The organism is Sphingomonas sp. PvP018 (assembly GCF_017876865.1).
GTDB classification, from domain to species: Bacteria; Pseudomonadota; Alphaproteobacteria; order Sphingomonadales; family Sphingomonadaceae; genus Sphingomonas; species Sphingomonas aerolata.
Genome location: NZ_JAGIOU010000001.1, coordinates 1,858,256 through 1,873,318 on the forward strand (window position 1 = coordinate 1,858,256; position 15,063 = coordinate 1,873,318).

11 protein-coding genes are annotated in these 15,063 nt (G+C 67.8%); 5 read left to right on the forward strand and 6 right to left on the reverse strand.

Annotated elements, in window-relative coordinates; translation table 11 throughout:
• Positions 1-78 precede the first annotated feature (78 nt).
• Both J3A66_RS08080 and J3A66_RS08085 read right to left on the reverse strand, forming a co-directional pair.
• Positions 79-945 (reverse strand): protease modulator HflC, encoded by an 867-nt coding sequence (locus J3A66_RS08080; protein ID WP_031395778.1) that lies wholly within the window; start codon positions 943-945, stop codon positions 79-81.
• Positions 942-2,108: a protease modulator HflK gene (locus J3A66_RS08085; protein ID WP_209568164.1), complete on the reverse strand. Its 1,167-nt coding sequence runs from the start codon at positions 2,106-2,108 to the stop codon at positions 942-944. The genes J3A66_RS08080 and J3A66_RS08085 overlap by 4 nt, the downstream gene beginning before the upstream one ends.
• Positions 2,109-2,177: 69 nt before the next feature.
• On the opposite strand from J3A66_RS08085, the gene J3A66_RS08090 reads away from it, so the two are divergent.
• The 4 genes from J3A66_RS08090 (at position 2,178) to J3A66_RS08105 (ending at position 4,704) form a co-directional block, all read left to right on the forward strand.
• Positions 2,178-3,128 (forward strand): Mrp/NBP35 family ATP-binding protein, encoded by a 951-nt coding sequence (locus J3A66_RS08090; protein WP_209568166.1) that lies wholly within the window; start codon positions 2,178-2,180, stop codon positions 3,126-3,128.
• Between the two features lie 141 nt (positions 3,129-3,269).
• On the forward strand, positions 3,270-3,713 hold the full coding sequence (locus J3A66_RS08095) for a CoA-binding protein (RefSeq protein WP_209568168.1): 444 nt from the start codon (positions 3,270-3,272) through the stop codon (positions 3,711-3,713).
• A 76-nt stretch (positions 3,714-3,789) separates the two neighbouring features.
• The gene (locus tag J3A66_RS08100; protein WP_107931843.1) at positions 3,790-4,128 is read left to right on the forward strand and encodes a hypothetical protein; all 339 of its coding nucleotides are present in this window, start codon (positions 3,790-3,792) and stop codon (positions 4,126-4,128) included.
• Between the two features lie 120 nt (positions 4,129-4,248).
• Positions 4,249-4,704, forward strand: coding sequence for a hypothetical protein (locus J3A66_RS08105; RefSeq protein WP_245336730.1), 456 nt, complete (start codon positions 4,249-4,251; stop codon positions 4,702-4,704).
• Positions 4,705-4,825: 121 nt separating this feature from the next.
• Here the strand turns inward: J3A66_RS08105 and J3A66_RS08110 are convergent, their stop codons facing one another.
• On the reverse strand, positions 4,826-6,115 hold the full coding sequence (locus J3A66_RS08110) for a homoserine dehydrogenase (RefSeq protein WP_031440279.1): 1,290 nt from the start codon (positions 6,113-6,115) through the stop codon (positions 4,826-4,828).
• Positions 6,116-6,213: 98 nt separating this feature from the next.
• Here J3A66_RS08110 and J3A66_RS08115 point away from each other — a divergent pair, with 98 nt between their 5' ends.
• Positions 6,214-8,961, forward strand: a complete 2,748-nt coding sequence (locus tag J3A66_RS08115) for a [protein-PII] uridylyltransferase (protein ID WP_209568170.1) — start codon at positions 6,214-6,216, stop codon at positions 8,959-8,961.
• Between the two features lie 198 nt (positions 8,962-9,159).
• On the opposite strand, the gene J3A66_RS08120 is transcribed toward J3A66_RS08115, so the two are convergent.
• The 3 genes from J3A66_RS08120 to thrS all read right to left on the reverse strand — a co-directional run bounded on the left by J3A66_RS08120 (position 9,160) and on the right by thrS (position 14,934).
• Positions 9,160-11,979, reverse strand: coding sequence for a TonB-dependent receptor (locus tag J3A66_RS08120; protein WP_209568172.1), 2,820 nt, complete (start codon positions 11,977-11,979; stop codon positions 9,160-9,162).
• Positions 11,980-12,312: 333 nt separating this feature from the next.
• Entirely contained in the window at positions 12,313-12,843 is a 531-nt protein-coding gene (gene infC, locus J3A66_RS08125; RefSeq protein WP_031396176.1) for a translation initiation factor IF-3, read from the reverse strand.
• 99 nt (positions 12,844-12,942) lie between these two features.
• Positions 12,943-14,934, reverse strand: a complete 1,992-nt coding sequence (gene thrS, locus J3A66_RS08130; RefSeq protein ID WP_031396175.1) for a threonine--tRNA ligase — start codon at positions 14,932-14,934, stop codon at positions 12,943-12,945.
• Positions 14,935-15,063: the final 129 nt, after the last annotated feature.

The following is a 15,063-nucleotide window of genomic DNA, read 5'->3' on the forward strand; positions in this document are numbered from 1 at the left end:
CGAAACCGGGGTTTCATCGCCGATTACGGCTGAACGACGCTTGAATATGAACGGGTGTTCAGAGCAAGCTCACGGGCTTTAACGCCCGCGGCCCTCGAATTCCCGCAGATAGCTGTTGTTCGGCGAAAGAATTATCGACGTCGATCCTTCCGGTGCCGGACCGCCATCTGCCCCGAACGTGTGCCGGTAGGACTGCATAGCCCGGTAGAAGTCGTAGAAGTCGGCATCCTTGCCAAAGCTCTCGGCATAGATCTTCGCCGAATCGGCATCCGCCTGCGCGCGGACGATCTGCGCCTGCTTCTGGCCCTCGGCGCGGATCGTGATCGCCTCCTGCTGGCGTGCGCTGGACATGCGCTTGAGCGCACTCTCGAGCGGCAGGCCGACGGGCAGGTTCGCCTGCTTGATCCGCACGTCGACGATCTCGACGCCATACTGGCTCGCGACGCGCTGCAGCCCGGTCTGGATATTGTCCATCAGCTCGGACCGCTCGGGGCTGAGCAGTTCGACGAAGCGCCGCTTGCCCAGCTCGTTGCGCAGCGCCGACCCCAGGATCGGACGCAGCTGGTCGGGGATGCGTTCCTCGCTGCCGACCGCGTTGCGCATCTTGCGCGGGTCGACGACGCGGTAGCGCGCATACGCATCGACCTCGAGCCGCAGCTGGTCGGTCGACAGCACCAGCGTGTTGTCCAGCTCGATGTCCTGCACGCGCTTGTCGATCCACACGATGCGGTCGATGAACGGCACGCGCGCGATCAGCCCCGCCCCGGTCTGGCCGAAGGGCTGGCCGGGCGCATAGGCGTTGACCGTCCGGATCGGCTGGCCGAACCGCAGGATCACCGCCTGCTGGGTTTCCGGCACGATCGCAAAGCTCGCCGCGGCAAGGATCACGAGCACCAGCGCGATCGCGCCCGCGATCAGCGGGTTACGCCAGGTCAGGCCGTTCACTGGGCGGCTCCCGGCTGGGCGGCGGCGGCGGCCGCAGCCGGCACGGGCGTCGCCGGCTGGGCGGCGCGCGGCGCGACCTCCGGATCGGCGAGCCGCTTGCCGTTGCGCAACGGCAGATAGGGCACGACGCCGCCCGGGGTCTCGACGATCGTCTTGTCGCTCTTGGCCAATACCGCTTCCATGGTCTCGTAATACATCCGTCGACGCGTCACCTCGGGGGCGAGGCGATATTGCTCATAGACCTTGTCGAACGATGCGGCCTCGCCCTGCGCGCGCGCCACGACCTGCTGCGCGTACGAGCGCGACTGGTTGAGGTTGGCGATCGCTTCCTGCTGCGCCGCGGTCACCGCGTTGAAGTCCTCGACGATCTGCGCGGGCGCGGCGGCCTGCTTGATCGCGACGCCCTGGATGCGGACGCCCGACTTATAGTCGTTGAGGATCTGCTGGGTCAGCTCGGCGACGCGCTGCTCGATCACCGTGCGGCCCGTGCCGATCGCCTGTTCCAGCGTCGTCGTCGCGACCACCGCGCGCATCGCGCTCTCGGCCGCGGCGCGCACCGTGGTGTTCGGCTCGGCGAGCTGGAACACGTAATCGCGCGGATCGGCGATGTCCCAGCGCACCGAATAGGCGAGATCGATGATGTTCTGGTCGCCGGTCAGCGTCAGGTTCTCGCCATCGCCGACGGGGAAATTGTCGGTGCGGATATTCTGCACGTCGACCACCTCGACGCTCGCGATCGGCGCGGGCGGGGTCAGGCGGATGCCGGGGTCGAGCGTGCCGGCATATTTGCCGAAATAGGTGACCACGCCGCGCTGCTGCGGCCCGATCTGGTGGAACGAGGTGAACAGCAGCCACAGGACCACGATCACCGCGACCGCAATCGCCCACAGCGCGCGCGCATTGGCGCCCGTCGGCAGGCCGCCGAACCCGCCGCCGCTGCTGCCGCCGCCGCCACCGCCGCCCGAGACCCGCGCCTTTTTCAGGAATTCGTCGAGCGCGCTCGGCTTGCCCGTCGGCTTGCGACCGCCGGGGGGCAGCGCCCAGGGATTGCGGGGGCCGCCGCCCTCGCCGGCATTGTCGTCACCCGAGCCGCCCCAGGGGCCCTTTGGCGTTTCGACGGCGAGAATGGGGGGACGCCGGAGCCAGCGCGTAAAGATCGTCATCCAACCTTTATAGGTGTGCCATCGCGGAAAAACAGTGCCAAGCGCCCGCCACGGGCCTATCTGGCGGCGATGATCGACATTGAAGCGGTAAAGGCGGCGATTGCCGCAGTGGCGGGCACGCGCGCCACGGTGCGACTCGAGGGAACGCGGCTCGGCGTGGTGGTCGATGCGACCGGCCTCGACCCCAAGGCGCGCGACGCGCTCGAGGCGACGGTGAAGATGGCCGCGACCGCGCCGGGCGTCGGCGAGGTGCGCGTGGTCATGACCGCCGAACGCACCACCCGCCGGCTGATCGCGGTCGCCAGCGGCAAGGGCGGGGTCGGCAAGTCGACGCTGTCCGCCAACCTCGCCATCGCGCTGTCCAGGGCGGGGCGCCGCGTCGGGCTCGTCGACGCGGACATCTACGGCCCGTCGCAGCCGCGACTGATGGGGGTCGAGGGCACCCGCCCGACCGCCAAGGACAAGGTGCTCGACCCGGTCCCCACCCCCTACGGCGTCCCCCTCCTGTCGATGGGCCAGCTCGTCGATCCCGGCCGCGCGCTCGCCTGGCGCGGACCGATGGCGGCGGGCGCGCTCGGCCAGCTGGTCGAGGCGGACTGGGGCGCGACCGACACGCTGGTGCTCGACCTTCCCCCCGGCACCGGCGACGTCCAGCTGACGATGGTCCAGAAATACCGTCCCGCCGGCGCGATCATCGTCTCGACCCCGCAGGATCTCGCGCTGATCGACGCCCGCCGCGCGATCGACCTGTTCGAAAAGGCGGGCATCCCGATCATCGGGCTGGTCGAGAACATGGCGGGCTATGTCTGCCCGCATTGCGGCGAAAGTTCGGATCCGTTCGGCAACGGCGGCGCCGAGGCGGCGGCGCATGAGCTCGGCATCGCGTTCCTCGGCCGCGTGCCGCTGACGCTGTCGATCCGCACCGCCTCCGACGCGGGAACGCCCCCCGCGGCCGAGCCCGACGACGTGATCTTCGCCGCCCTCGCCGCTCAGGTCGTCGCATGGATTGGAAAAATGTGAAACGTTTTGGAGCCCGCACCGTTGTGCTGTTACCGGTCGTGCCTGGCGCGTAGAGCTACGGCACGAGCGGACCAGGATTCCAGCCACCCGACCGGTCTATGTACAGACCCGGACGGGTGCTCCCCCAAAGAGGACGCCGCGATGCCTCTTACCGCCGACGCCGATATCAGAACGCTGCTCGAGAACGCGCGCACGATCGCGCTGGTCGGCGCCTCCGACCGCCCCGACCGTCCCTCCTACGGCGTGATGGCGCGGATGCAGGCGCACGGTTACCGCGTCATTCCGGTCAACGCGCAGATCACCGGCGAGCACGTCCACGGCGAATTCGTCTTCCGCGAACTCGCCCAGCTCGGCGACGAAATCGACATCGTCGACATCTTCCGCAACTCCGCCGCCGCGGGCGAGGCCGTCGACCAGGCGATCGCGATCGGCGCGAAAGCGGTGTGGATGCAGCTCGGCGTGATCAACGAGGCTGCCGCCGCACGCGCCGAAGCCGCCGGGCTTCAGGTCGTCATGGACCGCTGCCCCGCGATCGAGATCCCCCGGCTCGGCGTCGCCAGGATAGATCGGGATCCGACCGACTGACGCTTGCGGCTCGCCTGCGCGTGCGTCACCCTCGCGACGAGCTTCGTATCGGCCCATCGCGTATCGGGGACAGGTCATGTTCGCCTTGCTTCTGGCTCTTGCTCAGGACCCGCTGCTCGCCAAGGCCAGCGAGCGACTCGCCGCCGAACCCCGCTGCGTCGTCGATCCCGCTTCGACCGACATCACCGTCTGCGGCCTTCGCCAGGCGGATCGGTTCCGCGTGCCGTTCGTCGAGCACGATCCCGGCGATCCGCGCCACGAAAGCCTCGCCGCGGAACGCGTCCGGCTGCTCAACGCGCGCACCCCGGTCCAGGACATGGGCCCGTTCCAGGTCGGCGGCGGCATGGCCGGCGTGTCGGTCGGCGTCGGCGCGGCGGGCGTCACCGCCGGCGGCCTCCGCAAACCCGCACCCTGACCCCCGCGCCATCACGCCCCCGCCATCAGCCCCCCGCCATCTGGACAGTGGCAAGACGCCCCGATCGGGTCCATGCTCCGCCGATGCCAGTGATCACCGCAAACCGTTAAGGCGCCGCCGATGATTCTCGTCACCCTGCTCGCGCTCGCACAGGCCGGCGCCACACCGGCCGCCCAGCCTGCCGCCACATCAACCTCGTCGGCCCCGACCGAGAAGAGCTGGTCGATCCTCAATCCCCCCGACTGCCCGGTGGTGAAGGAGGGCGACAAGACGATTACCGTCTGCGCGCCCGGCACCCAATCGGGCCCGCGCCTCCCGCTCCCCGACTGGGGCCCGCCCGACCGCCCCGTCGCCGCCAACCCGAACATGACCGCGATCCGCGCGCTGTCGCTCGAGGGAACGCCCTGCGCCGCGACCCAGAGCGGCTGCCAGTCCGGCTTCGGCCCGCCGATCGCCCCGCTCATCGCCGGCGCCGTCGCCCTCGCCAGAAGCGCCTTCGCCAAAAAACCCGACAAGACCGGCCGCATCGCCATCGACCTGTCCGACCCCGCACCCCCGGCCCCCGCGCGGCCGTAACCCACCCCGTCATCCTGACGAAAGCCAGGACCCAGAGCCAAACAGCGCAGCGCCCCGCCACCCTGGGTCCCGGGTCAAGCCCGGGATGACGAAGGGGGTGGCCATCACCCCACCCCCAAAATCACCCCAGAATATGCATCCACAACGGCTGCCCAACCAGACTCTGCGACCCCCGCAATTTCTCCAGCGCCTGCGCCACAGAGCGTTCCGGCCCCTCATGCGTCACGATCGCGACGAGCACGCTGCCGTCCGCCATCGCGCCGCGCTGGATCAGGCTCTCGATCGAGACGCCCGCGTCGCGCATCGCCGCGGCGATCTCCGCCAGCACGCCGACCCGGTCCGCGACCGTGAAGCGCAGATAGGCGCGCCCGCGCCGCTCGCCGCTGTCCGCGGTCGCCGCCGCGACCAGCGACGCCGCCGGCATCGCATAGGGGGGCCCGTACTCGCCGCGCGCAATGTCGATCAGGTCCGCGACCACCGCGCTCGCGGTCGGCCCGTCGCCCGCGCCCGCACCCTGGAACAGCAGCCGCCCGACGAAATTGCCCTCCGCTACCACGGCATTGAGCGACCCCGTCACATGCGCGAGCGGATGGTCGACCGGCACCAGATGCGCATGCACGCGCTGGAACAGCCCGTCGGGCCCGTCCTCCGCCAGCCCGAGCAGCCGCACGCGGTAGCCCAGCGCCGCCGCCTCGGCGATGTCCGCGCCCAGCAAATGCCGGATGCCGCTCGCCGCCACCGTGTCGAACGCCGGCCGCGTCCCGAACGCGATCGAGGCGAGGATCGACAGCTTGTGCGCCGCATCCACCCCGTCGATGTCGAAGCTCGGATCCGCCTCGGCAAAGCCCAGGGCCTGCGCCTCGGCGAGGATTTCGGCGAAATCGCGCCCCTCCGCCTCCATCTTGCTCAGGATGAAATTGCACGTCCCGTTGAGGATGCCGTAGACCCGCCCGATCGCGTTCGCCGCCGCGCCCTCGCGCAGCCCCTTGATCACCGGGATCCCGCCCGCGACCGCCGCCTCGAACTTCAGCGCGACGCGCGCCGCCTCCGCCGCGGTCGCCAGCTCATAGCCGTGATGCGCGAGCATCGCCTTGTTCGCGGTGACGAACGACTTGCCCGCACCCAGCGTCGAGCGCGCGAGCGTCAGCGCGGGACCGTCCGATCCGCCGATCAGCTCGACGACGACGTCGACGTCCGCCTGCTGCGCCAGCGCGGTCGTATCGTCGACCCAGGCGAACCGCGTCAGATCGACGCCGCGATCCTTGTAGCGGTCGCGTGCCGACACCGCGACGACCTCGATCGCGCGCCCGGCCCGTCTGGCGATCAGCTCGCGGTTCGCGTCGAGCAGCCGGATGACGCCGCCCCCCACGGTTCCCAGGCCCGCCAGTCCCACGCGCAACGCTTCGCTCATCGTCTTCCTTTCGCCAAACCCGCGCGAAGACCTAGGGTTCGGGAAGGATTCCCGCAATCAAGATGACGAATGGCGCCGCGCGCCCTATCTGGTCCCGCATGACCGGCCGCTTCGATCACCTGCCCAACCGCCGCGCGATCGTCGATCGCCGCGCGGTCGCCGACACCATCGCCGCGCTGGACGAGACCGATCCGGTCGCGCTCGGCCGCCAGGCGACGATCCTGCTCAAGGCCGCGCTCGACGCGGGCCGGGTCGAGGTCGCCAAGCGGCTCGCCGAACATCCCAGCCGCGGGCTCGAGGTGTCGAGCGCGCAGGCCTATCTGATCGACCAGCTGCTCCGCCTGCTGTTCGACTTCACCACCACCCGGCTGCACCCCGCGCCCGCCCCCACCCCCGACGACCGGCTCACGCTGATCGCGGTCGGCGGCTATGGGCGCGGCGAGATGGCGCCGCATTCGGATGTCGATATCGGCTTCCTCACGCCGGGCAAGCAGACCGCGCGGGTCGAACGCATCATCGAATCGATGCTCTACACGCTCTGGGATCTCGGCCTGAAGCTCGGCCAGTCCAGCCGCTCGCTCGACGAGATGATCCGCCAGGCGAAGGCCGACATCACCGTCCGCACCGCTTTGCTCGAGGCGCGCTACGTCACCGGCGACATGGATCTCTACGAAGAGGCCTCGCGCCGCTTCAAGGTCGAGGTCCAGGCGGATACCGCGCGCGCGTTCATCGCCGACAAGCTCGTCGAGCGCGACCTGCGCCACCGCAAGATGGGCGACACGCGCTATGTCGTCGAACCCAACGTCAAGGAGGGCAAGGGCGGCCTGCGCGATCTCCACGCGCTCTTCTGGATCGGCAAGTACATCTACGACGTCCAGCGCGCGGCACAGCTCGTCGATGTCGGGCTGTTCACCAAGGCCGAATATCGCCTCTTCCACCGCGCCGACAATTTCTTCCAGGCGGTGCGCTGCCACCTCCACAGCATCACCGGTCGCGCCGAGGACCGGCTGACCTTCGACGTCCAGCGCGAGATCGCCGACCGGATGCGCTTCTCCGACCGCCCGGGCAAGCCGAAGGTCGAGCGCTTCATGCATTTCTACTTTCTCCAGGCGAAGACCGTCGGCGACCTGACCGGTGTCTTCCTCGCGCATCTCGACGAGAAGTTCGCCGCGCGCGGCCGCCGCTTCGGGCTGCCGACGATCCGCCGCAGCCCGCGCCGCCTCAACGGCTTCGTCCTCGACCGCGGCCGGCTGGCGCTGCCCGACGACGATTTCTTCCGTGCAAGTCCGGTCCGGCTGATCGAGATCTTCCAGCTCGCTGACCGCAATACGCTCGAAATCCACCCGCTCGCGATGCGCGCGGCCGCCCGCGACGTGAAGCTGGTCGACGACATCCGCGACGATCCGACCGCGAACGCGCTGTTCCTCGATGTGCTCAGCTCGCCGCGCGATCCCGAACTCGTCCTGCGCTGGATGAACGAGACCGGCGTGTTCGGCCGGTTCGTGCCCGATTTCGGCCGCGTCGTCGCGCAGATGCAGTTCGACATGTACCACCACTACACCGTCGACGAACACACGATCCGCGCGCTCGGTCTGCTCGCACGGATCGAGAATGGCGCTTTGAAGGACGACCATCCGCTCGCCAGCGCGATCTTCCGCCAGATCGTCTCGCGCCGCGTCCTCTATGTCGCCGTGCTGCTCCACGACATCGCCAAGGGTCGCGGCGGCGATCATTCGATCCTCGGCGCGGAGGTCGCCCAGCGCCTCTGCCCGCGCTTCGGCCTGTCGCCGGCGGAGACCGAGACCGTCGCCTGGCTCGTCCGCTGGCATCTGCTGATGTCCGCGACCGCGTTCAAGCGCGACCTGTCGGACTTCAAGACGATCCTCGATTTCTGCGACGTGGTGCAGAGCCCCGAGCGGCTGCGCCTTCTGCTCGTCCTCACCATCGTCGATATCCGCGCGGTCGGCCCGGGCGTCTGGAACGGCTGGAAGCGGCAATTGCTCGGCGACCTCTACGAATCCGCCGAGGAGGTGCTCCGCCTCGGCCACAAGCAGAAGGGCCGCGCCGAACGCATCGCCGCCAAGCACGAGACGCTCCACGCCGATCTCGGCTGGAGCGACGCCGAATTCGCCGCGTTCGTCCGCCGCATGCCCGAGGCCTATTGGATCGCCGAGCCCGAGGACGTCCTCGTCCACAATGCCCGCTTCCTCGCCGGCACCGGCGACGCGCAGCTCGCGATCGACGCGCATGTCTATCCCGGCCGCGGCGCCACGCTCGTGACGATCTACGCCGCGGATCATCCCGGGCTCTTCTACCGCATCGCCGGCGCGATCCATGTCGCAGGCGGCAACATCATCGACGCGCGGATCCACACCACGCGCGACGGCATGGCGGTCGACAATTTCCTCGTCCAGGATCCGTTCGGCCGCCCGTTCGACGGCAGCGAACAGCTCGCCCGGCTGAAGACCGCGATCGAGGATGCGCTCGCCAACCGCGGCAAGCTCGCCGACCGCCTCGTCGCCAAGCCGCTCCCGCGCGCGCGCGCCGAGGCGTTCGACATCGTCCCCAACGCGATGATCGACAACCGCGCCTCGAACCGCTTTACCGTGGTCGAGGTCAACGCCCGCGACGGCCCCGCCCTGCTCAACCGGCTCGCCCAGGCGCTCTTCCAGTCGAAGGTGACGATCCACTCCGCGCACGTCGCCACCTATGGCGAACGCGCGGTCGACACCTTCTACATCACCGACCTCACCGGCGACCGCATCACCGCCCCCGCCCGGCTGAAGACGCTCGAACGCCGCCTGCTCGCGGCGGCCGCCGGCAAGGAACTAGACCTCGCCGCCTGACTAATCGTCATCCCCCTTTTCGTCCTCCCCCTTTTCTTTTCGTCATCCTGACGAAAGTCAGGACCCAGAGCCACGAACGACCGCGTCCGTAACCCTGGGTCCCGGGTCAAGCCCGGGATGACGGAAGGGGCGAGCCCCCCCACAAACAGGAAAGGCCGGCCCGCGAACGGACCGGCCTCCCCTACCCTCCAAACGCAATCAGAACCGCGTGCGCACCGTCAGCCCATAGGTCCGCGGCTCGGCGAGGTACGAGGTGAAGATCTGGTTCCCCACCCCGCCGAACGCCTTCACCTGGTCGAGATTGCCCGCACCCTGGAACGGCGCGTTGAAGCCGACCTGCTGGTAATCGGTGTCGAGCAGGTTCTGCGCCCACAGTTCGACCGCCCATTTCTGCGCCGGCCCGCGGATGCCGATCCGCGCGTTCATCAGGAAGAAGCCGTCCTGCGTCTTCTCGGTGAACAGGTCCGACCCGGTGTTATAGTCGCTGGTCATGCGGCCATCGATGTAGAACAGCCCGGTGATCCCCGACGACCCCAGCTCGGGCGTCCACGTCCCCGACGCGGTGACCGTGTGCTTGGGCGCGTTCGACAGCGTGTTGCCCGACAGCAGGAACAGCGCGGGGTCGAGGGCCTCGCCCGTCTCCGACCCGACCAGGTTGTTCTTGAAGGTCGTGTCGACATAGGTGTAGCCGAGCGACACCGCGACGTCGCGGACCGGGAACAGCCCCGCCTCGAGCTCGACGCCCTGCGACCGCACGCCGTATTTCACGTCGCCGGTGCACGCGCCCGTCGCCGCGCTCGCATCGCGATCCGCGCCGTTCAGGCTGGTGTCGCACGAGCTGATGTTCTGGACGATGAAGTTGGTGCCGTTGAACGTGTTCAGCTGGAAGTTCTTGAACTCCTGGCGGAAGCCCGCGACGTTGAAGGTGAACTGCGCGGAGGTGAACTTCAGCCCCAGCTCATAGGAATTGACCGTCTCGGGATCGAACCGCAGCCGGCTCGCGCTGGCATTGGTCGGCGACGCGAAGACGTTCGCGGTCAGGTCCGACCGGTCGAGATTGTAGCCGCCCGCCTTGTAGCCGCGCGAATAGGACGCATAGAGCAGCGTGTCGGTGCGCGGCTTGTACGACACGATCCCCGTGCCGCTGAACTCGCCTTCCTTGAACCCGTCGTTCAGGTCGAGCCCGTTCAGCGCCGAGGTCGAATTGCCCGTGCAGGTCAGCGTGACGATCCCGCCGACCAGCGTCTTCAGGCTGGCGGGCACCGCCGCGCTCGCCAGCAGCGGGCTCAGCGCCGCCTGCTGCGCGGGGCAGACGGTGTTGTTGTTGTTGAAATCGGCGTGGAAGTCCTTGGCCTCATGCGTGTAGCGAAGCCCGCCGGTGATCGACAGCTTGTCGGTGACCTTGAAGATGTTGTGCGTGAAGAACGCGTAATTCTCGCTGTCCTGATAATAGGTCGACCGCTGATCGCCCAGATTGTTGAGCGTGCTCAGCCGGTCGATGCCGCTCAGGATGGTACCGGTCAGCGCGCCGAAGGCGGGCTGCGTGCCCGGAACCTGTCCCGACAGGACCGCACGTCCCGTCGCGCTGAGGCAGCCCGGATTGGCCGGATTGCGCAGCGCCGCCGCCGGGTTGACCGTCGCGACGATCCGGCACGCGGCGAACGCGCCATATTGCGTCCCGAACTTTAGATTGTCCGCAACGACCAGGTCTTCCTTCGAATAATAGCCGCCGACCAGCCAGTCGAGCTTGTCGTCGAACAGCGACCCGTTCAGCCGGACTTCCTGGCTGAAGGTGTGGAACTGGCGATAGCTGTTGCCGTCGTCCGCGCGGTAGCCGATGTCGAGATTGCCGTAATCGATGTCCGCCGCGCCGCCCGACTTGTACTCGCGGTACGCGGTGATCGAGGTCAGCTGCGCAAAGCCGAGGTTTGCGTCGATCTGGCCCGAACCGCCATAATCCTTGGTGATGTTCGAATAGGCGCGGCCCAGCGTGTTGGCGATGCGGCGGTTATACGGGTCGCCCTGGCTCGGGAACACCGCGCCCATGCTCTGCATGACCTGCTGGATGCGGTTGCCCGCGGGGTTGATCGCGAAGTCGCCCGCGACGCCCGGCGTCGGATCGGTCTTCTCGCGCGTGTCGATATAGACCGCGCCGCAGCACTTTTCGTCACGCCGCGTGTAATCGCCGATCAGCCGCACCGACACGTCGCTGCTCGGCTCGAACAGCAGCTGCCCGCGCACGAAATAGCGGTTGCGGTCGTTATAATCGGTCTGGTTGATGACGTCATAATAATAGCCGTCGCGCTTGCCGAACACGCCGTCGAGCCGGAACGCCAGCTTGTCCTTGATGATCGGCCCGGTCAGCCCGCCCGCGATGCGGATATTGTTGTAATTGCCATAGGTCGCGTCGCCGTAACCGCCGAACTGGTAGGAGGGCAGCTTGGTCAGGATGTTGATCGTGCCCGCCGATGCGTTGCGCCCGGCCAGCGTCCCCTGCGGTCCGCGCAGCACCTCGATCCGGTCGACTTCGCCCAGATCGTTCAGACCCGACCCCGTGCGGCTGCGATAGACGCCGTCGATGAACACCGCGACCGAGCTTTCGAGGCCGGGATTGTCGCCGACCGTGCCGATGCCGCGGATACGCGCCGAGGCGTTCGCCTCCGACCCCGTCGACGAGATCAGCAGCGACGGCGCGAGCTGCGTCATCTGGCGGATGTCGGTCGCGCCCGAATTCTGCAGCGCCGCCTGCCCCACCGCGGACACCGCAATCGGCACGTTCGACAGCCGCTCGGAGCGGCGCGTCGCGGTGATGACGATGTCGCCCGCATTGATCGGCTGGGGATTCGCGTTCTCGGCAACCGGCTGCTGCTGCGCATCGACCGACGCGGCGGCGGTACCCGATGTATTTGAGGGTACGGTCTGCGCCTCGGGCTGCGTCGTCGGGACATCCTGTGCGAAGGCCGGCGCCGCGATCGCGATCGTCGCGGCGGCAGACAACAGATATGCGGTCATGCGCATGGGCATCTCTCCTGGCGGCTTCGAATTATTTCGAATTTCCGGTTTGGTCAGGAGGTAATTGGAATTTTCATGCAGCGTCCACCGATTTCCGTATGCGGAAGTAACTTTCCGGTCGCTGTGTCGCACTTCCGCAACACCGAGCAATAACACCGCGTGATAGCCCCGAAATCGATGCATCGCGCACGGGCGGTTCGACCGCGGCGGTTGACGCTACGGAATGGGTCATGGTGACCTGCACCCCAACGCAAACGGCCCACCGCCCCGGACAGGGGGCGATGGGCCGGTCACTATCGTCGTATCGCGTCCCGCATCGCAGGCCGCGTCGTCACGCCGTTACTTGGGCGCGAGCACCATCAGCATCTGACGGCCTTCCATGCGCGGATACGCCTCGATCTTGGCGATCTCCGCGACGTCGTCCTGCACGCGCTTCAACAGGTTCATGCCCAGCTGGCCATGGCTCAGCTCGCGGCCACGGAAGCGCAGCGTGATCTTGACCTTGTCGCCCTCGCCGATGAAGTCGTTCACCTTCTTCATCTTCGTGTCGTAATCATGGTCGTCGATGTTCGGACGCATCTTGATCTCCTTGATCTCCTGCGTCTTCTGCGACTTGCGTGCGAGGTTCGCCTTCTTCTGCGCCTCGTACTTGAACTTGCCGACATCGAGGAACTTGGCGACGGGCGGATCGGCGTTGGGCGAGACCTCAACCAGGTCCAGACCATGCTCGGCCGCCTGCTCGATCGCTTCGCGCGTGTACATCACGCCCAGATTCTCGCCCTCGTGATCGATCACGCGGACCTTCTGGCTCTGGATGAATTCGTTGAATCGCGGGCCGTTCATCGCGGGCGTCTGCATGGGCCGGCGCATCGTGGGAGGACGTATGGGGGTTGCTCCTGTTGTTTCTGACGAAGTATTTGGGCCGGCTTATAGCGCAGAAAGCTCTGCGCGGAAAGCCGGCCTCGTCCATCACATATCGGGAGCGCGCGCCTCGATCGCAAGGCGTGCCACCGCCTCGTCGAGCGACAGCATCTCCTGCCCCTGGCTGCCCAGCCGGCGAATCGCGACCGTCGCCTCGTCCGCCTCGCGCTTGCCGACCACGAACAGCACCGGCACCTTGGCCAGGCTGTGCTCGCGCACCTTGTAGTTGATCTTCTCGTTGCGCAGGTCGGTCTCGACCCGGATCCCCGCCTTGCGCAGCGCAGCCACCACACTGTGCGCATAGTCGTCCGCATCCGACACGATCGTCGCGACCACCACCTGCACCGGCGCCAGCCACAGCGGGAAGCGCCCGGCATGATGCTCGATCAATATGCCGATGAACCGCTCGAACGTGCCGAGAATCGCGCGGTGGAGCATCACCGGCCGGTGCCGCTCACCATCCGCACCCACGTACGACGCGTCGAGTCGCTCGGGCAGCACGCGGTCCGACTGGATCGTGCCGACCTGCCACGTCCGCCCGATCGCATCGGTCAGGTGGAATTCGAGCTTCGGCGCATAGAACGCCCCCTCGCCCGGCAGCTCCTCGAAATTCGCCTTGATCGTGTCGGACAGCGTCGACTGCATCACCGCCTCGCGCAGCTCGGCCTCCGCCTTGTCCCACATCGCATCGTCGCCGAACCGCTTCTCGGGCCGCAGCGCGAGCTTCACCGCATAATCCTCGAAGCCCAGATGCTTGTACACGCTGTCGAGCAGCTCGCAGAACTTGCGCACCTCCTCGACCAGCTGGTCCTCGCGGACGAAGATATGCGCGTCGTCCTGCGTGAACTGGCGGACGCGCATGATGCCGTGCAGCGCGCCATGCGGCTCGTTGCGGTGGCAGCAGCCGAACTCCGCCATCCGGATCGGCAGGTCGCGGTACGACTTGATCCCCTGCTTGAAGATCAGCACGTGCGCCGGGCAGTTCATCGGCTTGAGCGCCATCAGGTCGCCCTCGCCCGACAGGACCGCGCCCTCGTCTTCCACATTGGGGATCTCGTCGGGCACCACGAACATGTTCTCGCGATACTTGCCCCAGTGCCCCGACTGCTCCCACTGCTTGGCGTCCATCAGCTGCGGCGTCTTCACCTCGGCATAGTCCGCCGCATCGAGCCGCCGGCGCATATACGCCTCGAGCTGGCGCCACAGCACGAAGCCGTTGGGATGCCAGAACACCGACCCCTGCGCCTCGGACTGGAGGTGGAACAGGTCCATCTCCTGCCCGATCTTGCGGTGATCGCGCTTGGCGGCTTCCTCCAGCCGGAACAGGTGCTGGTCGAGCTGCTTCTTGTTGAGCCAGCCGGTGCCGTAGATCCGGCTGAGCATCGCGTTCTTCTGGTCGCCGCGCCAATAGGCACCGCTCACGCGCGTCAGCTTGAACGCCGCGGGATCGAGCTTGCCGGTCGAGACCATGTGCGGCCCCCGGCACATGTCGAGCCATTCGCCCTGGCGATAGATCGTCAGTTCCTCGCCCTCGGGCAGCTCGGCGGCCCATTCGGCCTTGAACGTCTCGCCCTGCTCGGTCCACCGGTCGATCAGCTGCTGACGCGACCAGACCTCGCGCAGGAACGGCTCGTTCCGCGCGATGATCGCGCGCATCTCCGCCTCGATCGCGGGCAGGTCCTCGTCGGTGAACGGCCGGTCCTTCGGCGCGAAGTCGTAATAGAAGCCGTCATCGGTCGCCGGCCCGAACGTGATCTGCGTGCCCGGAAACAGGTGCTGCACGGCCTCCGCCATCACATGCGCCAGGTCATGCCGCACCAGCTCGAGCGCATCCGCCTCGTCGCGCGCGGTGACGAGCGCCAGCTGCGTATCACCCTCGAACGGCCGCCCGAGATCCCGCACCTGCCCATCGATCCGCGCCGCCAGCGCCGCCTTGGCGAGGCCGGGCCCGATCGCCGCGGCGACGTCCGCGGGCGTAGTCCCGGGCGCAACCTCGCGGACGGAACCGTCGGGAAGCGTAATGCGGAACATGGCAGACATGAGGAACTTTCTCGTGATGGAAGAGCGGCGCTTATGCCGTCGCCCAGCCGATATAGGCAACCCGCCACGCACCGACACCCCACGAACCGCCCCCATGTTCCCCGGCGAAGGCCGGGGCCCAGTTGGGAA